This window comes from Variovorax sp. P1_G12 (genome assembly GCF_056405555.1).
The window spans coordinates 19,745-38,171 of sequence record NZ_JBFUBW010000012.1; the positions used below are offsets into that span (position 1 = coordinate 19,745).

Genomic DNA, 18,427 nt, shown 5'->3' on the forward strand with positions numbered 1-18,427 from the left:
CATGAACGGCTTCGACATCCTCCCTCTCGCAGTGGGCCTCCTCATCGGCATCGCCGCCGTGGGCTCGTGCATCGGCATCGGCATCGTCGGGTCGAAGCTTCTCGAAGGCACCGCGCGGCAGCCGGAACTCAAGGACACGCTGCAGACGTTGTTCTTCCTGATCGCGGGCGTCACCGATAGCGCCTTCATCATCGCCACCGGCATCGGCCTCTGGTTCGCGACCGCGAACCCGTTCAAGTAGCTCGCCCCAGGTTGCCCGCACTGCGTGTCGGGCGCCTCGAGTCGCTGCCAGAGGCTGCGGCCCTTCGGAGCCGTCCAAGCCTGCGCACGCAGGCTTGGACGGCTCCTCAGCCCCCTGCCGGGGGCAACACCAGCGGACTGGCAAAGCCAGATCCGCGGTGTTTCACCAACGGGCCTGGCTGCGCCGGCCGCTAAGGTTCGCGCCGGACCCTGAGCATGCCTTCTTGAGCGGTCGAGGCCACGAGCCGGCCGTCGCGCGTGAAGATGCTGCCGCGGCTCAGGCCGCGCGCACCGCTCGCGCTGGGCGAGTCGAGGCTGTAGAGCAGCCAGTCGTCCATGCGGAAATCGCGATGGAACCACATCGCGTGGTCGAGGCTCGCGGGGCGCACCTGGCCGCTCATGAAGCTCAGGCCGTGGCGCCGCATGGCGGCGCCCAGCAGGCCATGGTCGGACGCATAGGCCAGCAGTGCGCGATGCACGTTGGGGTCGTCGGGCAGCGGCGCGATCGCGCGCATCCAGAGCGCGCTTTCGGACGGGCGCGGCACCGGCGCAAGCAGGTCGTCGGGGTCGACGCGACGGTATTCGAGGCCATGGGGCGCCAGGCCCTTGACGCGCCAGCGCTCGGGCAGGCGGTCGCCGAGGGCCATGCGCTGTTCGCGCTCGTTCGACAGGCCGTCCGGCCCGGCGACGGCCGGCATGGCGATCTGGTGGTCGACGCCGTCGTCGACGGTCTGGAACGAGGCCGACATCTCGAAGATGATGCGCTCGCCCTGCCGCGCCACCACGTGCCGGGTCGTGAAGCTGCGGCCGTCGCGCACGCGGTCGACCGAATACTCGATCGGCGCATGCTCGCCGGGCAGCAGGAAGTAGGCATGCATCGAATGCGCCGGGCGGTCGGCCTCGACGGTGCGGCTGGCCGCCATCAGCGACTGGCCCAGCACCTGGCCGCCGAAGACCGCCGGCGTGCCGAGGTCCTCGCTCTGGGCCAGGAAGCGGTCGTTGCCGAGCGGTTCGAGGCGCATCAGTTCGACCAGTTCGTCGACGACGCGGGTGGCGGTGGCAGGATCAATCATCGGGGAAGGCGGGAAAAAGACAGCCTGCAACGATAACAAAGAGACCGCCGAGGCGCTGTCCCGCGGCGGTCAGCCCCGGCTCGCGCCAACGTTCAGAGGTCGAGGTCGGCGCCGTCGGCCGCCAGCTTGCGCTGCAGCGCCGGCACATCGACCGCGGCGAAGGCGGCATCGCCGAGCGTGGCTGCGGCCGTGCCCGCGGCCTGCCCCATCACGAAGCAGCCGCCGCTGGCGCGTGCAGCCGACTGGCCCTCGTGCGTCATCGAGGCGCAGCGGCCGGCCACCAGCAGGTTGTCGACGCCGCGCGGCACCAGCATGCGCCAGGGCAGCTGGTTGTAGGTGCGGCGATCGTCGCGCGGGAAGGCCCATTCGATCCGGCCCGCCGCATGCATCTCCATCGGCCAGGCGTTGAGGCCGATGCTGTCGGGAAAGCGTGCCGAAGACAGGATGTCCTCGCCCGTCAACGCATAGAGGCCCTCGATGCGCCGGGTCTCGCGGATGCCGACCTGGGGCGCGATCTCGACGATGGCCGACTGCTCGAAGCCCGGCACCTCGGCCTTGAGGAAGCGGAAGAACTCGCCGATCTGGCGCCGGCCCTCGACTTCGCCGTCGCTGAGTTCGCGCGCATCGACGCCGTTCATCGCGCCGCCTTCGGCATTGCAGATCTGCGTCACGTTGGCGCGCCATTCGCGCGGGTCGATCTGCGGCCGCAGGATCGCACCCTCGCGCGGGAAGCGGTAGGCCTCGGGATCGCGCTCCCGCGCCTTCGCCATCAGGTCGTTGATGGCCTTGAATTCACCGACGGCCGCCAGCGCAGGCGCGGCCTCGACGTGGCCGACCCGGAACATGGTGGAAGGGAAGAGGCCGCTGCCCCGGCCGTCGCCGACCGCGAACGGCACGCCCGCGAAGGCGGCGACATCGGCGTCGCCGCTGCCGTCGACGAAGGCGTTGGCGCGGATCGCCTGGCGGCCCGACTTGGTCTCGACCACCAGCGCGGCAATGCGGCTGCCGTCCATGACGACGGCCGCGGCCAGCGCATGGAACAGCAGTTGCACGCCGGCGTCCAGCAGCAGCTGGTCGGCCGCGCACTTGTAGGCCGAGGTGTCGTAGGAGCGCACGCGGATGCGGCCCTGCATGCCGTCCTGCGGCTTGTTGAGTCCGCCCAGGGCGTCGAGGCGCGCCAGCAGTTCGTCGGCCACGCCGTGCACCAGCTGCGTCATCTCGCCATTGCGCTTGCCGTAGAGGCCGGCGAAATTGGTCACGCCGCCGGCCGTGCCCATGCCGCCGAGGAAGCCGTAGCGCTCCACCAGCAGCGTGCGCGCGCCGTGATGCGCGGCGCTCACGGCGGCAGCGATCCCCGCCGGCCCGCCGCCGACCACCACGACGTCGTACTCGCCGAAGACCGGCAGATCGCGCGCAGGCTCACGCAACATCGAATTCATACAGTGCCTCCAAAAGACGTATCCCCTTCGGGAAACACCGCGGAACCGGCTTCGCCGGGCCGCTGGTGTTGCCCCCGGTAGGGGGTGGGCGGGCTACACGCAGTGAGCCCAACCTGGGGGCGAGCAACAGTGCCCCCGGCAGTGGGGTGCCCGAGCCACACGCAGTGGGCGAGGCTGGGGGGTTACTGAAGTTTTATGCCGTTCGTGGAAATGATCTTGGACATGATCGCGGCCTCTTCCTTCACCCGCGTGCGCATGCCGTCGGGCGAGGTGCCGACCGCCTGCCAGCCCTGCTCGAACAGCTTCTGGCGCACTTCCGGCGACTTCATGATGATCACGAGTTCCTTCGTGATGCGGTCCTGCGCGGTCTTCGAGAGGCTCGCGGGGCCGACCAGCGCGGTCCACACCTCGAGGTTGAAATCGCGCACGCCGGCGTCCGCGAGCGCCGGCACGTCGGGCGCCAGCGTGCTGCGGCCACTGGTCAGGCCGACCGCCTTGACCTTGCCGGCCTTGACCTGGGGCAGCGCCACGCCGGGCGGGATCAGCGCCATCTGGATCTGGTTGCCGATCAGGTCGGTCATCACCTGCGGGTTGCCCTGGTAGGGCACGTGCTCGGCCTTCAGGCCCGGCACGCGGCTCTTGAGCAGTTCCATGCCCAGGTGGCCGACCGAGCCGACGCCGACCGAGCCGTAGCTCCACTTGTCGCCGCCCTTGCGCGCGGCGTCGAAGAAGGCCGCGCCCGTGGGCAGGCTGCTCTGGGCCACCAGCACCAGCGGCGCGGTGGCAATCAGCGACAGGTAGGTGAAGTCCTTGCCCGGGTCGTAGGGCAGCTTCGGGTACAGCATCTTCGACGAGGTCAGGTTGCCGTTGATGACGATGCCGAGCGTGTGGTCGTCGGTGGCCTTGGCCACCTGGTCGGCCGCGATGTTGCCCGAGGCGCCGGGCTTGTTGTCGACCACCACCGGCTGGCCGAGGGCCTTGGCCAGCGGTTCGGCGATGGTGCGCGCGGCGATGTCCGGGGTCGAACCGCCGGGGAAGCCGACGATCAGGCGGATCGGCCTGGTGGGCCAGGCAGCGCCCTGCGCCGAGGCGGCGAGCGGCAGGGCACCGGCGGCGAGGCCGCAGGCGGCAGCGATCAGGAGGACTCTCTTGGAGGGGTGCATGGAGACTCGGTTGGGGGAAATTGGGGAAAGGAAGGATAGCCCTCTCTTGTAACCAGACGTCATCACTCGAGGCTGATGTTTCCCCGCTTCACGAGCTCACCGTAGATCTTCGACTTCACCTCGGCGTTGCGCTCGATTTCTTCCGGCGACCAGGCCAGCGGCTCGAAGGCGAAGGTGTCGAAGCGGGCCCGGATCTCGGGGTCGGCGATGACCTTGGCGACGTCCACGTTGATCTTCATGCGGATCGCCGCCGGCACGCCCTTCGGCGTCAGCAGCGAAACGAAGGAGTTGACGTCCAGCCCGGACGGCCCGCCGGCTTCGGCCATGGTCGGCACGTCCGGCATCTGGGGAATGCGCTTGGGCGCCGCGATCGCGATGTAGCGCAGCTTGCCGGCCTTGTAGATGCCCTGGCTCGACGGCAAGCTCGCGAAGCTCCACGCCACCTCGCCCGATCCGACGTTGGCGAACAGCTGCGAGACCTCGCGGTACGGCACGTGCTGCATGTGGGTGCCGGACAGCGCCTCGAGCTGCTGGGCGCCCAGGTGGCCCGGGCTGCCGACGCCCCACGAGCCGTAGTTGACCTGCCCCGGCTTCTCCTTGGCGGCGGCGACCAGGTCGCTCATGCTCTTCCACTTCGAGTCGGTCGGCACGGCCACGAAGAAGGGCGTGCGGAACAGCGAGGCCACCGGGTCGAAGTGCTGCAGCGTCACGAAATTGCGCGACTTGTAGAGGTGCGGCAGCGCGGCGATGTGCTCGCTGTCGAGCTGCAGCAGGGTGTAGCCGTCGGGCGTGGCGCGGCGCGCCTGCTCGATCGCGATGAAGCCGCCGCCGCCGGGCTTGTTGTCGACCAGCACGCGCTGGTTCCAGAGCCGGCCGAGCTTGTCCGAGACCAGCCGCAGCACCGCATCGGGGCCGCTGCCGGCCGCGAAGGGTGTGACGATGGTCACCGGCTTGCTCGGGTAGTCCGCGGCCGGAGCCTGGGCGGCGGCCGAGGCGGCGAGCAGGGCCGTGGCGCCGGCGGCGACCAGCGAGAGGAGGGATTTCATGCGACTTCCTTCAGGTTTGAATCGTTCGGCGGCGTTGTATCAGGTCGGCGCAGCGCGCCCGTCGTCGAGGCAGTGCGCGGGGTTCCAGCCGTAGAGCCATTCGACCGCGTCGTAGAAGCGTTCGGGCGTGCGGCCGGTCCAGAGGCTGTTTCGCACCAGCCGCTCGACGCCCTTGGCATGGTAGAGACGCCCCATCTCGCGCACCGACAGCACCACGCGCGCGGTGCGCGCGACCCGGGCCGAGGCATAGAGGCGGAAGGCGGCGCTCAGGTCGTGGTCGCAGGCTTCGACTGCGGCGCCCAGCGTCACCGCATCCTCCAGCGCCATGCAGGCGCCCTGCGCGAGGTACTGCATCATCGGATGGGCCGCGTCGCCCAGCAGCGTGGCCCGGCCCTCGCTCCAGGTCGCCACCGGCTCGCGGTCGGCGGTGCTCCAGCGGCGCCAAGAGGTGGGGCGGTCGAGCAGCTGCCGCGGGCGCGCATGCACGCCCTCGAAGTACGACATCACCTCTTCCTTGCTGCCGTCGCTGACGCCCCACTCCTCGCGCTCGCGGCTGTGGAAGGTGACGACCAGGTTGTATTGCTCGCCATGGCGCAGCGGGTAGTGCACCAGGTGGCAGTCGGGGCCGGCCCAGACCACGGGCGCGTTCCAGCGCAGGTCCTCGGGCATGTCGGCGGCCGGCACCACGGCGCGGTAGACCACGTGGCCCGAGACCCGCGGCGCATCGCCGATGAGCCTGGCGCGCACCACCGATTTGACACCGTCGCAACCGATGATGGCGTCGGCGCTGAAGCGGCGGCCGTCGCGCGTGACCGCGGTCACGCGGCGTTCTTCCAGATCCAGCGCCTCGACCTGCGCCGAGGTGTGGAAGCGGATCAGCGGATGCTGCTTCACCGCCTCGTGGATCGCGCCGTGCAGGTCGGCCCGGTGGCTGACCGCATAGGGGTTGCCGAAGCGCGCGCGAAAGGCCTCGCCGACCGGCACCGAGGCGACCTCGGCGCAGTCGACGGCGTCCATCATCACGAGCCGGTCGGTGAACACCGAGCCGCGCCGCACCGCTTCGCCCACGCCCAGCGCATCGAGCGCCGCGAAGGCGTTCGGGCCCAGTTGCAGGCCGGCGCCGATCTCGCCGAGGGTGGCGCTCTGCTCGAGCAGGTCGACGGCGATGCCCAGGCGCGCCAGTGCCAGCGCCGCCGCCATGCCGCCGATGCCGCCGCCGACCACGAGAACGGTGGATTTGTGCTTGGAAGGGGTGCCCATGGTGCGTCTCCTGCGGGGATGTCAGTCGATGCGAACCGCGATCGGTTCGAGGCCGTCGATACGGACTTGCATGGTCTGCCCGCGCTGCACCGCGCCCACGCCCTCGGGCGTGCCGGTGAAGATCAGGTCGCCGGGCTGCAGCGCGAACAAGGTCGACAGGTTGGCGATCACCTCGCTGACCGACCAGATCAGGTGGCGGATATCGCTCTTCTGGCGCGCTTCGCCGTCGACCTCGAGCGTGATCGCGCCGGCCGTCATCTCGCCCATCGCGGCGCGCGGACTCAGCAGGCCCACCGGCGCCGAGAAGTCGAAGGCCTTGCCGATCTCCCACGGCCGGCCCTGCTCGCGCATCTTCATCTGCAGGTCGCGGCGCGTCATGTCCAGGCCGACCGCGTAGCCGTAGATGTGGTTGACCGCATCGCCGACCGCGATGTCGCGCCCGCCGGTGCCGATCGCCACCACCAGTTCGGCCTCGTAGTGGTAGTTGGTGGTCTGGTCCGGATAGGGAATGCCGACCGCCCGGCCGGCTGGCACCGGCACCACCGAGGCGTCGTCATTGGGCTTGCAGAAGAAGAAGGGCGGTTCGCGGTCCGGGTCGAAACCCATCTCGCGCGCATGCGCCGCGTAGTTGCGGCCGACGCAGTAGACGCGGCGGACCGGGAACAGCTCGGTCGAGCCGGCGATGGCGAGGCCGACCACGGCCGGAGGAGAAACGACGAAGGACATGAAGACTCCTGCCGCGCGCAGCGGCAAACATGGACGAAGGAAAAAGACGGCGGCCCGAAGGCACCCGGAATCAGGCGTGGTCGAGGAAGGCTTCGCGCAGCACGCCCATCGCCTGCTGCACCGGCCGGTCCGAGAAACTGAACAGCACCACTTCCTCGCTGGCGGCAAGGCGCAGCGGCGCCCAGGACGGCACAACGAAGGTGTCGCGCGGCCCGAAATCGAAGCGCTGGCCGCCGATCTCGGCCGTGCCGCGGCCCTCGACCACGCTGTAGACCGCGCCGTCGGTGGCGCGGTGCGTCTTGCCGGCAAAGCCCGCGGGCAGCAGCTGCAGGTTCGTCGCGATGGTCGGCATCGGCGAGCCGCCGGTCAGCGGATTGATGTAGCGCAGTTTGTGGCCCAGCCAGGCGTCGGCGGCTTCCTGCTTGTGCAGCTGGGCCAGTGCCTCGCGGCTGCGCGCATAGGGGTAGTTGAAGATCGGCGAGGTCGGCGACACATGGTCGTGACGCACCGGCACCATGTTGTGGCCGAAGCGCGCCAGGCTGTGGCCCTCGGGCCGCGCGACCTGCTGCATGCGGGCGTCGTCGTTCTCGGCGAAGCCAGCGTCGAAGAAACGGATCATCGGGATGTCGAGCCCATCGAGCCAGACCACCGGCTCGCTCACCCCTTCGATGCCTTCGTTGCCGTGGTCATGCCAGGCCCACGAGGGCGTGATGATGAAGTCGCCCGGGTGCATCGTGGTGCGCTCGCCGCCGACCGTGGTGTAGGCGCCCTTGCCGTCGACGATGAAGCGCAGCGCCGACTGCACGTGGCGGTGCGAGGGCGCCACCTCGCCCGGCATGATGAGCTGCAGCCCGGCGTAGAGCGACTGCGTGATCGACGAGCGGCCCGGGATCGCCGGGTTCTCGAGCACCAGCACGCGGCGCACCGCTTCCTCGGCGGTGATCAGCTCGGCCGACTCCATCAGCAGCGGCCGGATCTCGTCGTAGTGCCAGAGCGCGGGCACGCAGGGCGTCTGCGGCTCGCGCGGCACCAGCGCGTGCAGCGACTCCCACAGCGGCGTCAGGTGGAGCGGGCGGATGCGGTCGTAGTAGGCGCGGCGTTCGGCGCCGTCGGTGCGGGCGGCCGGCAAGGCGGTGTTCATGGGGGGTGTCTCCTGGCGTCGAGCGCCGAGGCCGCATTGTTGGCCCCGACCACTATTTGTTCAAGACTTCCACTCAATACTTGGAATATCGTTTTTGGATAATGGGGCTTCTTCAGGGGAATTCCGATGTCCAAGCTCGATCTCGAATGGCTCGCGGTCTTCGACGAGGTCTACAAGACCGGCAGCGTCTCGAAGGCGGCCGACCGGCTGGGCATGGCCCAGGCCGCGGCCAGCACCATGCTGAACAAGCTGCGCGCCCATTTCGACGACCGCCTGTTCGCCCGCACCGCCCAGGGCATGCAGCCCACGCCCTATGCCCAGCGGCTCAGCGTGCATGTGCGCGAGGTGCTGGCCCAGCTCGACCAGGCGCGCGGCAGCCGCGGCGGCTTCGTGCCCGGCGAGGCGAGGCGCAGCTTCCGCATCTGCATGACCGACATCAGCGAGGTGGTGCTGCTGCCGGGGCTGATCGACCACCTGCGGCGGCAGGCGCCCGGCGTGCACCTGGAGACCGAGATCATCTCGACCGACAGCGGCCGCCGCCTCGAGGACGGCGAGGTCGACCTGGCCGTGGGCTTCATGCCGCAGCTGGACGCCGGCTTCTACCAGCAGACGCTCTTCATGCAGAACTTCGTCTGCCTGGCGGCGCGCAACCACCCGCGCATCGGCGCCCGGCTCACGCGCCGCCGCTTCGAGGCCGAGGCGCACGCGGTGATCTCCTCGTCGGGCACCGGCCATGCGATCGTCGACAAGACCCTCGCGCGCCTCGGCCTCGCGCGCGACGTGGTGGTGCGGCTGTCCAGCTTCCTGAGCGTGGCGCGGATCGTCGCGCACACCGAGCTGATCGTGATCGTGCCGCGCATCCTGGGCGAGGTGCTGGCGACGCAGGAGCCGGTGAGGCTGCTGGAGCCGCCCTTCGCGCTGCCCTCCTACGCGGTCAAGCAGCACTGGCACGAGCGCTTCCACGCCGACGCTGGCAACATGTGGCTGCGCCGCACGGTGGCCCAGCTGTTCGCTCCCGGAAACGCCGCGGCGCTCGCATAATCGGCGCAGGCACCCCCCTCGATCCACTCATCGCCCAGGCATCTCATGTCCTCCATCACCCTGCGCTTCCTGGCCGAGCCCAGCACCGTCAACTTCGGCGGCAAGGTCCACGGCGGCACCGTCATGAAGTGGATCGACGAAGCCGGCTACGCCTGCGCGACCAGCTGGTCCAAGCGCTACTGCGTGACGGTCTTCATCGGCAGCATCCGCTTCCACCGCCCGATCATGATCGGCGACCTGGTCGAGGTCGAGGCGCGGCTGGCCTACACCGGCAACAGCAGCATGAACATCTCGGTCGAGGTCCGCAGCGGCGACATGAAGGGCGGCGAGATGCACAAGACCACCGAGTGCCTGGTGGTCTTCGTCTCGGTCGACTCCCACGGCCGGACGCTGCCGGTCGACAGCTTCACGCCCGGCACGCCGGGCGAGATGGCGCTGGCCGAGCGGGCCCGGGCGCATCTCGAGGCCACCCGGGCGGCGATCGGCGCCTGAGCGTGGCCCCCACGCTCCCCCACTGCGTGTGGGTCGCTGCCCCCCGAGGGGGCCGCAGGCCGCCTTGGGGCGGCCCGGCGTCGGCCTGGATGGCCCCCACGCTCCCTTAGTCGAAGCCCGCGCGGCGCCGGCTTCCATGTGTGGATTCCCGCAGCGGCGGCCTGAGGCGCAGCGCGACCCGGGGCCGCCCTCAGAAGCTCACGGCCAGCCCCAGCGACACGCCGGACACGTTGTGGCCGAAGACATAACGCAGCACGGCCCGCACCCGCGTGATGAAGACATCGTGGCCGCTGGTGTCGAGCTCGAGCCCAGTCCCCAGGGTGGTCAGCCGGTCGAAGCCCAGCACGTCGGCCTGGCTGCCCAGGTACCTCGAGTGGGAGAACTCCAGCACGTAGCGCAGCGGCCGGTCGAGCGCGCGCAGGCCGGTGGGTGCGCGCCAGCGCGCCCACACGTTGGCGGTGCGCGCCGAGGCGCTGCCTTCGACCGCTGGGCTGCTGCCGCCGAAGGACCTGAGCTCGATGTCCGTATAGCGCAGCTCGACATCGACCTCGTAGTTCTCGCGGTAGTGCTCCCAGTCGAGCATCACGGCGCCGCCGAGCCCGTAGGCGTTGAGCGAGCCGCCGTCGAGGAAATCGATCTGCCGGTCCGTGACACGGCCGAGGTAGGCCCGGGCGATCTGCAGGTCGCTGGCCACCTTGCCGAGCGAGAAGTTGAAGATCGGGCGGAACGCGAGTTCCGAGGTGATCGGAAAGTCCCAGCCGATGCCCGCGGTGCCGGAGAGCGAGTTCCAGCGCACCGGCAGGCTGCGTGACTCGGTGCCGTTGCTGGCGACGAAGACCGGGTCGTAGCGGCTGTAGGCGACCGCTCCCTCCAGGTAGAGAGGCAGGCTCTTGCTGACCGTGAAACCGCCCCCGAGCTGCGACATCAGGACGTCGGGATTGCCGTTGGCCTGGTTGCTGATCGACAGGCTGCTCGAAGTCAGGTCCGGCACCGCCGAGTAGGACATCAGCGCCAGCACCGCGTTGGCATGCTGCTGCACGCGCGACCCGACGATGTCCAGGTTCTGCTGCGCGCAGGCGGCCGTCGACCCCAATGCGCACGCCATCAGCAGCGACAGCGCCTCAGGCCGTTTCATTGGCCTGGGGCACCGGCGCGTCGGGCTCCTGCGCGATGCGGCGCGCCAGTTCGATGTCGCGCCCGAGAAAGAAGCCGAGCACCGTGCGGATCGCGGCGATGGCGCCGAGCTTGCCGATGTCGTCCCAATTGGGCGAAACCGCGGTGTCGATCAGGTCGGCCGCCAGCATGAACTCCAGGCCCAGCAGCAGCCAGCGCGAGAGTCCCTGCCAGACCTCGAGCGTGACGGCGGACGCCGGCCGGCCCGCGAACAGGCCACGCGCCAGATTCCACAACGCCGCCGCGGTGCCGAAGGCGAGCAGCAGCATGGTGATGAACTGGAGCGTCTGCGACAGACGTTCGGCGAGGAGGTGCAGCGCTTGTTCCATGGGGACACCTTCGGGGGATCGCCCGATAGTGCCCGCTGGACGCCATTTCGCAAATTGCCCTTTGGTGAGGGGCCGGGGCGCCGCTCAGGCCGCCGCCAGCACCGTCCCGCTGACCTCGCCCAGGCCGATCCGCGCCGCGCCCGCGCGCTCGCAGTAGCCGCGCAGGCTCAGCGTGTCGCCGTCCTCGAGGAAGGTGCGGCGCTCGCCGTTCGGCAGCGTGATCGGATTCTTGCCGCCCAGCGTGAGTTCGAGCAGCGAACCGGCCTCGTCGGGCTTAGGGCCCGACAGCGTGCCCGAGCCGAGCAGGTCGCCCGGCTGCAGGTTGCAGCCGTTGACCGTGTGGTGGGTCAGCAGCTGCGCCGCGGTCCAGTACGCGGCCTCGGCGGTGTTGCCGCGCGTGAGCCGCACCGCGGGCTCGCCGGCCTCGCGCATCTTCGCGGTCCGGAGCCAGACCTCGAGCGTGATGTCGAGCGCGCCGCGCTCGCGGTTGGCCGGCGAGTCCAGGTAGGGCAGCGGCTGCGGATCGCCGGCGGGGCGCTCGAACTTCGCGCGGAAGGGCGCCAGCGCCTCCATGGTGACGATCCAGGGCGACAGCGTGGAGGCGAAGTTCTTCGAGAGGAACGGACCCAGGGGCTGGTATTCCCAGGCCTGCAGGTCGCGCGCCGACCAGTCGTTGAGCAAGGTGACGCCGAACAGGTGCGACTCGGCATCGGCCATCGCGACCGGCTCGCCGAGCGCGTTGCCCTGGCCGACGACGAAGCCCAGTTCCAGTTCGTAGTCCAGCCGCTTCGAGGGGCCGAAGCTGGGCGCTTGCGCATCGGGCGCCTTGGTCTGGCCCTGCGGCCGCTTGAAGCACTGGCCGCTGACCGCGATCGAGGACGCCCGGCCGTGGTAGCCGATCGGCACCCACTTGTAGTTGGGCATCAGCGGCTGATCGGGACGGAACAGCTTGCCGACCGTGGTCGCATGGTGGATGCCGGTGTAGAAGTCGGTGTAGTCGCCGATGCGGCAAGGCACGGTCAACTCGACCGCCGACTGCGCACTCAGGGCCTTGGCCCATTCGGCCTGCCTGGCGCTGCCTTCGCGCAGCCCTTCGGAGAGCGCGGCGCGCAGCGCCTGCCGCTCGGTCACACCCTGGGCCAGCAGGACGTTCATGTCGTCGGTGTCGATCAGCCCGGTCGCCTTCAGGTCCAGCACCTGGTCGCCGATGGCGATGCCGATGCGGAATGCCTCGCTGCTGCCGGCGGCGCGGAAGCGGCCGAACGGCAGGTTCTGGATCGGGAAGTCGCAGCCGGCCTCATTGGCCGAGGCGACCCAGCTGCGCAGCTTCGGGTCGTGGGTGGCGTTCAGCATGGTCATGGCTTGAATTGGTCTTTGAGGCCGGCCCAGCAGTCGGCGTAGTCATTGTCGAGCGCCGGGCTTTGCAGCGCGAACGCGGTGGGGATGAAGCGCCAGCGGCTCTCGAACATGAAGGCCAGCGTGTGGTCCAGCTTCTGGGGCGCCAGGTTGGCCTGGCTGGCCTTGTCGAAGGCCTCTTCGTCGGGGCCGTGCGGCACCATGCAGTTGTGCAGGCTGGCGCCGCCCGGCTTGAAGCCGCCGGGCTTGGCGTCGTACTCGCCGTAGACCAGGCCCATGAATTCGCTCATCAGGTTGCGGTGGTACCACGGCGGCCTGAAGGTGTCTTCCATCACCAGCCAGCGCGGCGGGAAGATCGCGAAGTCGCAGTTGGCGGTGCCGGGGGTGTCCGAGGGCGAGGTCAGCACCGTGAAGATCGACGGGTCCGGATGGTCGAAGCTGATCGATCCGATGGTCATGAAGTTGGCCGTGTCGTACTTCACCGGCGCCAGGTTGCCGTGCCAGGCGACCACGTTGAAGGGCGAGTGCCTGGTCGGCGCCGACCAGAAGCGGCCGCCCGACTTCTTGACCAGCTCGTAGGCCACGCTGGCATCCTCGAAGGCCGCCACCGGGGCCTGGAAGTCGCGCGCGTTGGCCAGGCCGTTGGAGCCGATGGGCCCCAGCTCGGGCAGGCGGAACTGGGCGCCGTAGTTCTCGCAGACATAGCCGCGCGAAGGCCCGTCCGGCAACTCGACCTTGAACACGACCCCGCGCGGCAGCAGCGCGATCTCGCCGGGCTTGACGTCGAGCACGCCCATCTCGGTGGTGATCACGAGACGGCCCTGCTGCGGCACCACCAGCATCTCGCCGTCGGCGTTGACGAAGGCGCGGCGTTCCATCGAGCGGCTCGCGAGGTAGACCAGGGCGCCGATGCCGGACTGCGCCTCGGCGTCGCCGTTGGCGGCCAGCGTGTGCATGCCGTCGACGAAATCGACGCCGCCATCGGCCAGCGGAATCGGCGCCCAGCGCAGCGGCTCGGGCGGCAGCGCGATCTCGCGATCGGCGCCGGTGGTCCAGTGCGCCTGCGCATAGGCCTGGTAGCGGCCGGCCACCACCGAGGGCTGGCGCCGGTACAGCCAGGTACGCCGGTTCTGGTGCCGCGGCACGGTGAAGGCGGTGCCCGAGATCAGTTCGGGATAGAGGTCGAAGGGCGCGCGCTGCGGGCTGTTGCGGCCCTGCGGCAAGGCGCCGGCGACGGCCTCGGTGGCGTATTCGTTGCCGAAGCCGCCCTGGTAGCGGCGCTCGGCCGCGGATGCGTTCGTCATGGTGTGCTCTCTTGAAGTCTCAACGGGATGGCGCGGCCGCCTCGAAGGCCTGGCGCAGCACGTCGGTCGAGCCGATGTGGTTGGCCAGCACCAGCACGAGGCGGGCGTTGAAGGCATGGCTCTCGTCGCTCGACAGGCCCTGGTGGGCTTCGATCAGCGCTTCGTAGAAGTCGTCGGGCGCGTCGAGGTTCGGGGTGGTGATCAGGTCCATGGCGTTCTAGCCTTTTTCGCCAATGCGCGGTCGCGCGCGGCGCGCACGGCCTCGGAAGTGGGTTCGCGCCAGCGCGCGCAGACATGCTGGTCGGGGCGCAGCAGGTAGACGGTGCCGGGCCGGGCGTCGTAACGCTGGGCGGCGAGTTCGCCGGCGCCGCTGCCTGCGACGCGCACGATGTGCAGCGGCACGTCGACGCGCGCCAGCACCGCGAGGCTGCGCTCGGCGGCGGCGCCCTCGCCGAAGACCAGGGCCGTGAAGCGGGTGGCTGCGGCACCCGCCGGGCTGAGTTCGCGCAGCAGCCAGCCGCTGGCGCCGCCGGCGCGGACGATCGGCGCATCGGCCGCCGCCGCGCCGGGCACCATCAGCCCTTCGAACGCATCGACGTCCGGCGTGTTCAGCGCCGAGTCGCGCAAGGTGCTCGGCACCGACAGCCGCCCGCTGTTGACCAGCGCCCGCGCGAAGGCATGGCGCTTGGAAAGCTCCAGCACCGCGTCGCGGAACAGCCGGCTGACCTCGCTCTTGGGCGTGATGAAGTCGGTCGCGCGGGTCGAGTTGCGGATGTTCTCGTCGGCCGCGTACTCGCGCTCGCTCGCGTAGCTGTCGAGGAGCGCATCGGGCGCTTCGCCGCGCAGCACCGCGGCCAGCTTCCAGGCCAGGTTGTCGGCATCCTGCACGCCGGAGTTCGCGCCGCGGGCGCCGAAGGGAGACACGCCGTGCGCCGAATCGCCGGCGAACAGCACGCGGCCGTGGCGAAAGTTCTCCATGCGCTGGCAGGCGAAGGTGTAGACGCTGGCCCAGCCGATGTCGAACTGCACCCGTTCGTGGCCGATGCTGTCGAGCAGCGCGCGCACCCGCGGGATGATGTTCTCGGGCTTGCGTTCCTCCACCGGGTCGGCGTCCCAGCCGAGCTGGAAGTCGATGCGCCACATGCCGTCGGCCTGCTTGTGCAGCAGCACGCTCTGGCCCGGATGGAACGGCGGGTCGAACCAGAAGCGGCGCTCGGTCGGCAGGTCGGCGTCCATGTTCACGTCGGCGATCAGGAAGCGGTCGCGGAACACGCGGCCCTTGGCCTCCTGGCCCAGCAGTTGCCGCAGGTTGGAGCGCGAGCCGTCGCAGGCCGCCACGTAGCCGGCCGCCAGGCGGTAGTTGCCTTCGGGCGTCTCGATGGTCAGCAGCGCCTGGTCGGCGTCCTGCTCGATGCCCACCACCTTGTTATTCCAGCGCAGGTCGATCAGCGGCAGCTCGGCGACGCGCTCCGCGAGGAAGCCTTCGACGTAGTACTGCTGCAGATTGATGAAGGCCGGGCGCTCGTGACCGGCCTCGGGCAGCAGGTCGAAGCGGTAGACCTGCTCGTCGCCGAAGAACACCCGGCCGACATTCCACGAGACGCCCTTGGCCACCATGGGCTCGGCGCAGCCCAGCCGGTCGAAGACCTCCAGCGTGCGCTTGGCGAAGCAGATCGCGCGCGAGCCGGTCGACAGCGTGCAGTCGTTGTCCAGCAGCACCACGGGCACCTGCTGCTGGGCCAGGTCGATCGCCAGCGCCAGGCCCACCGGGCCGGCGCCGACCACCACGACCGGATGGCGCGCCGGCGTGGCCGCGTCCTGGTCGGCGTGCCGCTTGTAGTCGAAGCGCAGGGACTGGTAGTCGACCGGCGCCCCGGCCGTCGATGCGAGGCTTGCCATGGCTTCAGCCTTCGAGTGCTTTCCACATGTCGACGTCGCGCTCGGCGGTCCAGATGCGCGGGTCGGCATGGCCCGAGGCCTCGTCGTAGGCGCGGCTGACGTCGAAGGGCATGCAGTGGTCGAAGATCACCCAGTGGCCGTACTTGGGCTTGAGCTTGGCGTAGGTCTCCTGGTAGACCGCGTTGAGGTCGCGCCCGGCCTTCACGCCTTCCTGCACGCTCGCGTAGACGTCGGCGATGAAGTTGCGCGTGCCGGCCAGGCCCTTGGCCACTTCGTCGGGCGTGGTCAGCGCGGCGCCGCGGCCGGGTACCAGCGCGGCAGGCTTGAGCGCGGCGATGTTGTCGAGCGTCTTCGGCCAGTCCTGGAAGTAGGCGTCGCCGGCATAGGGGGTGGCATCGAACTCGACCAGGTCGCCGCTCAGCAAGGTGCGCTCCTGCGGCAGCCAGACCACGGTGTCGCCCTTGGTGTGGCCGCGGCCGAGCTGGATCAGCTGCACTTCGAGCTTGCCCAGCCACAGCGTCATCTTGCCGGTGAAGGTCATGGTCGGCCAGGTCATGCCTGGGGGCACGGTCTCGACGTTCTGGAACAGGCGCGGGAAGCGGCCGATCTCGCTCGCCTTGTCCTGCTCGCCGCGCTCGACGATCAGGTCGCGCGTGTCCTGGCTGGCGATGATGTGCTCGGGCTTGTAGCCCGCGGCGCCCAGCACGCGCACCGCATGGTAGTGCGTGAGCACCACGTACTTGATGGGCTTGTCCGTGACTTCGCGGATGCGGCGCACCACGTCGGCGGCCATCGCCGGCGTGGCCTGGGTGTCGGCCACCAGCACGCAGTCGTCGCCGATGATGATGCCGGTGTTGGGGTCGCCCTCGGCCGTGTAGGCCCAGGCATGCTCCGAAATCTGGCTGAAGGTGATCTGTTTCTCTTCGAGATCGGCCTGGCTGGCGAACTTCTTGGTCTCGGTCATCGTGGGTCTCCTGAAATTTGTCTAAAGTGAACGAATTCGCATGGAACGAATGCGCGGAGTGTAATTCGAGGATCAGTTAATGTCTAATGCCTTCTGTATCAACGAATGACGGAACCTGATGGCGGCTGACTCCGATCGCGCACAGCGCGGCATCCAGAGCATCGAGGTGGGCGGCCAGCTGCTGCGCGCCCTGGTGCACCACGGCCGGCCGATGGCGCTCAAGGACCTGGCGCGCGAGGCCGAGATGTCCGCCGCCAAGGCGCACCCCTACATGGTCAGCTTCGGCCGCCTCGGGCTGATCGAGCAGGACCGCACCACCGGCCACTATCTGCTCGGACCGCTCGCCTTGCAACTGGGATTGATCAGCCTGCAGCAGGCCAATCCGGTGCACATCGCGACGCCGCTGATCGCCGAGCTGGCGCAGCAGATCGGCCAGACGGTGGCGATCGCGGTCTGGGGCGACCGCGGCGCGACCATCGTGCGCATCGCCGAATCGCCGGCGCCGCTGCACGTGAACATGCGGCACGGCACCGTGTTCTCGCTGACCGACACGGCCTCGGGCCGGCTGTTCGGTGCCTACCTCGACCCTGCGGTGGTCCGGGAGCTGCTCGAACAGGAGCGCCAGCGCGAGCAGAAAGGCGCCGTTGCCACCGCACCGCTGCGGCGCGGCATGCCGCCGGTGCAGCCGCTGCCGAGCTGGAAGGCCTTCGAGGCGCAGTTGCACGAGGTGCGGGCCCACGGCCTGAGCCGCTCCGAGGGCGAGATCCTGCCCGGCATCAACGCGATGTCGGCGCCGGCCTTCGACCACACCGGGGCGATCGTGCTGGCCGTCACGGCGATCGGTCCGGCCGCGACCTTCGACACCCAATGGGACGGCGAGGTGGCCCTCGCGCTCAAGGCGTGCGCGGACCAAGTGTCGCAGCGGCTGGGGGCTGCGTCTTCAAGGCCTTGAGGCGCTCGATGCTCCCGGCCGGCCAGTGCTCGGACCGGCGGTAGTACTCGCCCACCGCCGGCGTGCCCGGCGGCAGCAGCACCCAGGGCTGCCTGGACATCGTGAAGATGTGGATGTCGGGCGGCAGCAGGTCCGGCGCGTCGAGCGTGCCGACGCGCACGAAACTGATCGCTTCGCCGCTGCCCGCGTAATGGCTCCACAGCGCGACGCGGCAATGCGGGCAGCGGGCCACGATCTGGCCCTGACCGCTCGCCGAGGGCGTCTTCACGCGCTCGACCTCGCCCTGCAGCAGCTGCACGCGGTCGGCCTCGATCATCGCGTTGAGCGCGAACGCCGAGCCGCTCTCTCGCTGGCACCAGCGGCAATGGCAGCATTGCACGAACAGCGGCCGCGTGGCCATGCGATAGCGAACGGCCCGGCAGGTGCAGCCGCCCTCGGCGGGGAAGGGGTTCGGCCCGCCCGCCTCCGGCTGGCTCATCGCGAGCGGCCGTCGTAGTGCTGCACGGGCACCGTCTCGAGATCGATGCCCTCGAGGCAGCGGATGTTGACCGCGGCCATCGGCTGGCCCTTGGGGTCCGTCGCCTCGGCAAAGGGATGGATGCCGCAGGTCTTGCAGAAGCGATGCCGGATGGCGTGCTTGTTGAACAGGTAGGTGCCCATGTTGTCGTCCTCAGGCGTGCGCAGGGTGAACTGCGCGCGCGGGACGAACCACAGCAGCGAGCCCTTGCGCTGGCACATGGAGCAGTTGCAGGCCAGCGCCCCCTGGGGCTCGCCTTCGACGTCGAAGGCGATCCGGCCGCAGTGGCAGCTTCCTTGGTAGGTCATCGGG

Annotated in this window: 20 protein-coding genes; 4 read left to right on the plus strand and 16 right to left on the minus strand. The window is 69.8% G+C overall.

Translation table 11 applies throughout. The features are described from left to right. Position 1: 1 nt before the first annotated feature. Positions 2 to 241, plus strand: coding sequence for a F0F1 ATP synthase subunit C (gene atpE / locus AC1D2O_RS15435; RefSeq protein ID WP_478157374.1), 240 nt, complete (start codon positions 2 to 4; stop codon positions 239 to 241). A 190-nt stretch (positions 242 to 431) separates the two neighbouring features. Here the strand turns inward: atpE and AC1D2O_RS15440 are convergent, their stop codons facing one another. The 7 genes from AC1D2O_RS15440 to gtdA all read right to left on the minus strand — a co-directional run bounded on the left by AC1D2O_RS15440 (position 432) and on the right by gtdA (position 8,088). Continuing rightward, a complete protein-coding gene (locus AC1D2O_RS15440) occupies positions 432 to 1,313 on the minus strand; it encodes an acyl-CoA thioesterase (RefSeq protein WP_478157376.1) in 882 nt (293 codons plus the stop codon). A 92-nt stretch (positions 1,314 to 1,405) separates the two neighbouring features. Then, positions 1,406 to 2,752: an FAD-dependent oxidoreductase gene (locus AC1D2O_RS15445; protein ID WP_478157378.1), complete on the minus strand. Its 1,347-nt coding sequence runs from the start codon at positions 2,750 to 2,752 to the stop codon at positions 1,406 to 1,408. Between the two features lie 182 nt (positions 2,753 to 2,934). Next, positions 2,935 to 3,915, minus strand: coding sequence for a Bug family tripartite tricarboxylate transporter substrate binding protein (locus AC1D2O_RS15450; RefSeq protein ID WP_478157380.1), 981 nt, complete (start codon positions 3,913 to 3,915; stop codon positions 2,935 to 2,937). Positions 3,916 to 3,977: 62 nt separating this feature from the next. Next, positions 3,978 to 4,961, minus strand: a complete 984-nt coding sequence (locus tag AC1D2O_RS15455; protein ID WP_478157382.1) for a Bug family tripartite tricarboxylate transporter substrate binding protein — start codon at positions 4,959 to 4,961, stop codon at positions 3,978 to 3,980. Positions 4,962 to 5,000: 39 nt separating this feature from the next. Next, positions 5,001 to 6,221 (minus strand): 3-hydroxybenzoate 6-monooxygenase, encoded by a 1,221-nt coding sequence (locus tag AC1D2O_RS15460; protein ID WP_478157384.1) that lies wholly within the window; start codon positions 6,219 to 6,221, stop codon positions 5,001 to 5,003. Between the two features lie 21 nt (positions 6,222 to 6,242). Further along, positions 6,243 to 6,947, minus strand: coding sequence for a fumarylacetoacetate hydrolase family protein (locus AC1D2O_RS15465; protein WP_478091836.1), 705 nt, complete (start codon positions 6,945 to 6,947; stop codon positions 6,243 to 6,245). 70 nt (positions 6,948 to 7,017) lie between these two features. Further along, positions 7,018 to 8,088: a gentisate 1,2-dioxygenase gene (gene gtdA, locus AC1D2O_RS15470; RefSeq protein WP_478091835.1), complete on the minus strand. Its 1,071-nt coding sequence runs from the start codon at positions 8,086 to 8,088 to the stop codon at positions 7,018 to 7,020. A 126-nt stretch (positions 8,089 to 8,214) separates the two neighbouring features. On the opposite strand from gtdA, the gene AC1D2O_RS15475 reads away from it, so the two are divergent. Together AC1D2O_RS15475 and AC1D2O_RS15480 are read left to right on the plus strand one after the other, a co-directional pair. Beyond that, positions 8,215 to 9,129, plus strand: a complete 915-nt coding sequence (locus tag AC1D2O_RS15475) for a LysR family transcriptional regulator (protein ID WP_478091833.1) — start codon at positions 8,215 to 8,217, stop codon at positions 9,127 to 9,129. Positions 9,130 to 9,174: 45 nt separating this feature from the next. Beyond that, positions 9,175 to 9,621: an acyl-CoA thioesterase gene (locus tag AC1D2O_RS15480; RefSeq protein ID WP_478091831.1), complete on the plus strand. Its 447-nt coding sequence runs from the start codon at positions 9,175 to 9,177 to the stop codon at positions 9,619 to 9,621. Between the two features lie 190 nt (positions 9,622 to 9,811). Here AC1D2O_RS15480 and AC1D2O_RS15485 read toward each other — a convergent pair whose 3' ends face one another. The 7 genes from AC1D2O_RS15485 to AC1D2O_RS15515 all read right to left on the minus strand — a co-directional run bounded on the left by AC1D2O_RS15485 (position 9,812) and on the right by AC1D2O_RS15515 (position 16,646). Next, entirely contained in the window at positions 9,812 to 10,756 is a 945-nt protein-coding gene (locus tag AC1D2O_RS15485; RefSeq protein WP_478157386.1) for a hypothetical protein, read from the minus strand. Then, positions 10,743 to 11,123: a DUF1622 domain-containing protein gene (locus AC1D2O_RS15490; RefSeq protein ID WP_478157388.1), complete on the minus strand. Its 381-nt coding sequence runs from the start codon at positions 11,121 to 11,123 to the stop codon at positions 10,743 to 10,745. The genes AC1D2O_RS15485 and AC1D2O_RS15490 overlap by 14 nt, the downstream gene beginning before the upstream one ends. 84 nt (positions 11,124 to 11,207) lie before the next feature. Then, complete coding sequence (gene fahA / locus AC1D2O_RS15495) at positions 11,208 to 12,482, minus strand: fumarylacetoacetase (protein ID WP_478157390.1); 1,275 nt, start codon at positions 12,480 to 12,482, stop codon at positions 11,208 to 11,210. Beyond that, the gene (gene hmgA, locus AC1D2O_RS15500; protein ID WP_478092530.1) at positions 12,479 to 13,783 is read right to left on the minus strand and encodes a homogentisate 1,2-dioxygenase; all 1,305 of its coding nucleotides are present in this window, start codon (positions 13,781 to 13,783) and stop codon (positions 12,479 to 12,481) included. Before hmgA ends, fahA begins: the two co-directional genes overlap by 4 nt. A gap of 19 nt (positions 13,784 to 13,802) precedes the next feature. Then, positions 13,803 to 13,994 carry a DUF2783 domain-containing protein gene (locus AC1D2O_RS15505; RefSeq protein WP_478092532.1) on the minus strand — a complete coding sequence of 64 codons (192 nt, stop codon included), beginning with the start codon at positions 13,992 to 13,994 and terminating at the stop codon, positions 13,803 to 13,805. Further along, positions 13,985 to 15,682, minus strand: coding sequence for an FAD-dependent oxidoreductase (locus AC1D2O_RS15510; protein WP_478092534.1), 1,698 nt, complete (start codon positions 15,680 to 15,682; stop codon positions 13,985 to 13,987). Before AC1D2O_RS15510 ends, AC1D2O_RS15505 begins: the two co-directional genes overlap by 10 nt. Before the next feature lie 4 nt (positions 15,683 to 15,686). Beyond that, complete coding sequence (locus tag AC1D2O_RS15515; RefSeq protein WP_478157391.1) at positions 15,687 to 16,646, minus strand: MBL fold metallo-hydrolase; 960 nt, start codon at positions 16,644 to 16,646, stop codon at positions 15,687 to 15,689. A 115-nt stretch (positions 16,647 to 16,761) separates the two neighbouring features. Between AC1D2O_RS15515 and AC1D2O_RS15520 the strand changes: the two genes are divergently transcribed. Beyond that, the gene (locus tag AC1D2O_RS15520; protein ID WP_478157484.1) at positions 16,762 to 17,598 is read left to right on the plus strand and encodes an IclR family transcriptional regulator; all 837 of its coding nucleotides are present in this window, start codon (positions 16,762 to 16,764) and stop codon (positions 17,596 to 17,598) included. Here the strand turns inward: AC1D2O_RS15520 and AC1D2O_RS15525 are convergent. Next, positions 17,540 to 18,076: a GFA family protein gene (locus AC1D2O_RS15525; protein ID WP_478157393.1), complete on the minus strand. Its 537-nt coding sequence runs from the start codon at positions 18,074 to 18,076 to the stop codon at positions 17,540 to 17,542. The genes AC1D2O_RS15520 and AC1D2O_RS15525 overlap by 59 nt on opposite strands. Further along, the gene (locus AC1D2O_RS15530) at positions 18,073 to 18,423 is read right to left on the minus strand and encodes a GFA family protein (protein ID WP_478094967.1); all 351 of its coding nucleotides are present in this window, start codon (positions 18,421 to 18,423) and stop codon (positions 18,073 to 18,075) included. The genes AC1D2O_RS15525 and AC1D2O_RS15530 overlap by 4 nt, the downstream gene beginning before the upstream one ends. Positions 18,424 to 18,427: the final 4 nt, after the last annotated feature.

What these genes read in the sequence shown, in the direction of transcription:
- atpE (WP_478157374.1), top strand. Translation starts at nt 2, where the DNA reads ATGAACGGCTTCGACATCCTCCCTCTCGCAGTGGGCCTCCTCATCGGC.
- AC1D2O_RS15440 (WP_478157376.1), bottom strand. Translation starts at nt 1,313, where the DNA reads ATGATTGATCCTGCCACCGCCACCCGCGTCGTCGACGAACTGGTCGAA.
- AC1D2O_RS15445 (WP_478157378.1), bottom strand. Translation starts at nt 2,752, where the DNA reads ATGAATTCGATGTTGCGTGAGCCTGCGCGCGATCTGCCGGTCTTCGGC.
- AC1D2O_RS15450 (WP_478157380.1), bottom strand. Translation starts at nt 3,915, where the DNA reads ATGCACCCCTCCAAGAGAGTCCTCCTGATCGCTGCCGCCTGCGGCCTC.
- AC1D2O_RS15455 (WP_478157382.1), bottom strand. Translation starts at nt 4,961, where the DNA reads ATGAAATCCCTCCTCTCGCTGGTCGCCGCCGGCGCCACGGCCCTGCTC.
- AC1D2O_RS15460 (WP_478157384.1), bottom strand. Translation starts at nt 6,221, where the DNA reads ATGGGCACCCCTTCCAAGCACAAATCCACCGTTCTCGTGGTCGGCGGC.
- AC1D2O_RS15465 (WP_478091836.1), bottom strand. Translation starts at nt 6,947, where the DNA reads ATGTCCTTCGTCGTTTCTCCTCCGGCCGTGGTCGGCCTCGCCATCGCC.
- gtdA (WP_478091835.1), bottom strand. Translation starts at nt 8,088, where the DNA reads ATGAACACCGCCTTGCCGGCCGCCCGCACCGACGGCGCCGAACGCCGC.
- AC1D2O_RS15475 (WP_478091833.1), top strand. Translation starts at nt 8,215, where the DNA reads ATGTCCAAGCTCGATCTCGAATGGCTCGCGGTCTTCGACGAGGTCTAC.
- AC1D2O_RS15480 (WP_478091831.1), top strand. Translation starts at nt 9,175, where the DNA reads ATGTCCTCCATCACCCTGCGCTTCCTGGCCGAGCCCAGCACCGTCAAC.
- AC1D2O_RS15485 (WP_478157386.1), bottom strand. Translation starts at nt 10,756, where the DNA reads ATGAAACGGCCTGAGGCGCTGTCGCTGCTGATGGCGTGCGCATTGGGG.
- AC1D2O_RS15490 (WP_478157388.1), bottom strand. Translation starts at nt 11,123, where the DNA reads ATGGAACAAGCGCTGCACCTCCTCGCCGAACGTCTGTCGCAGACGCTC.
- fahA (WP_478157390.1), bottom strand. Translation starts at nt 12,482, where the DNA reads ATGACCATGCTGAACGCCACCCACGACCCGAAGCTGCGCAGCTGGGTC.
- hmgA (WP_478092530.1), bottom strand. Translation starts at nt 13,783, where the DNA reads ATGACGAACGCATCCGCGGCCGAGCGCCGCTACCAGGGCGGCTTCGGC.
- AC1D2O_RS15505 (WP_478092532.1), bottom strand. Translation starts at nt 13,994, where the DNA reads ATGGACCTGATCACCACCCCGAACCTCGACGCGCCCGACGACTTCTAC.
- AC1D2O_RS15510 (WP_478092534.1), bottom strand. Translation starts at nt 15,682, where the DNA reads ATGGCAAGCCTCGCATCGACGGCCGGGGCGCCGGTCGACTACCAGTCC.
- AC1D2O_RS15515 (WP_478157391.1), bottom strand. Translation starts at nt 16,646, where the DNA reads ATGACCGAGACCAAGAAGTTCGCCAGCCAGGCCGATCTCGAAGAGAAA.
- AC1D2O_RS15525 (WP_478157393.1), bottom strand. Translation starts at nt 18,076, where the DNA reads ATGAGCCAGCCGGAGGCGGGCGGGCCGAACCCCTTCCCCGCCGAGGGC.
- AC1D2O_RS15530 (WP_478094967.1), bottom strand. Translation starts at nt 18,423, where the DNA reads ATGACCTACCAAGGAAGCTGCCACTGCGGCCGGATCGCCTTCGACGTC.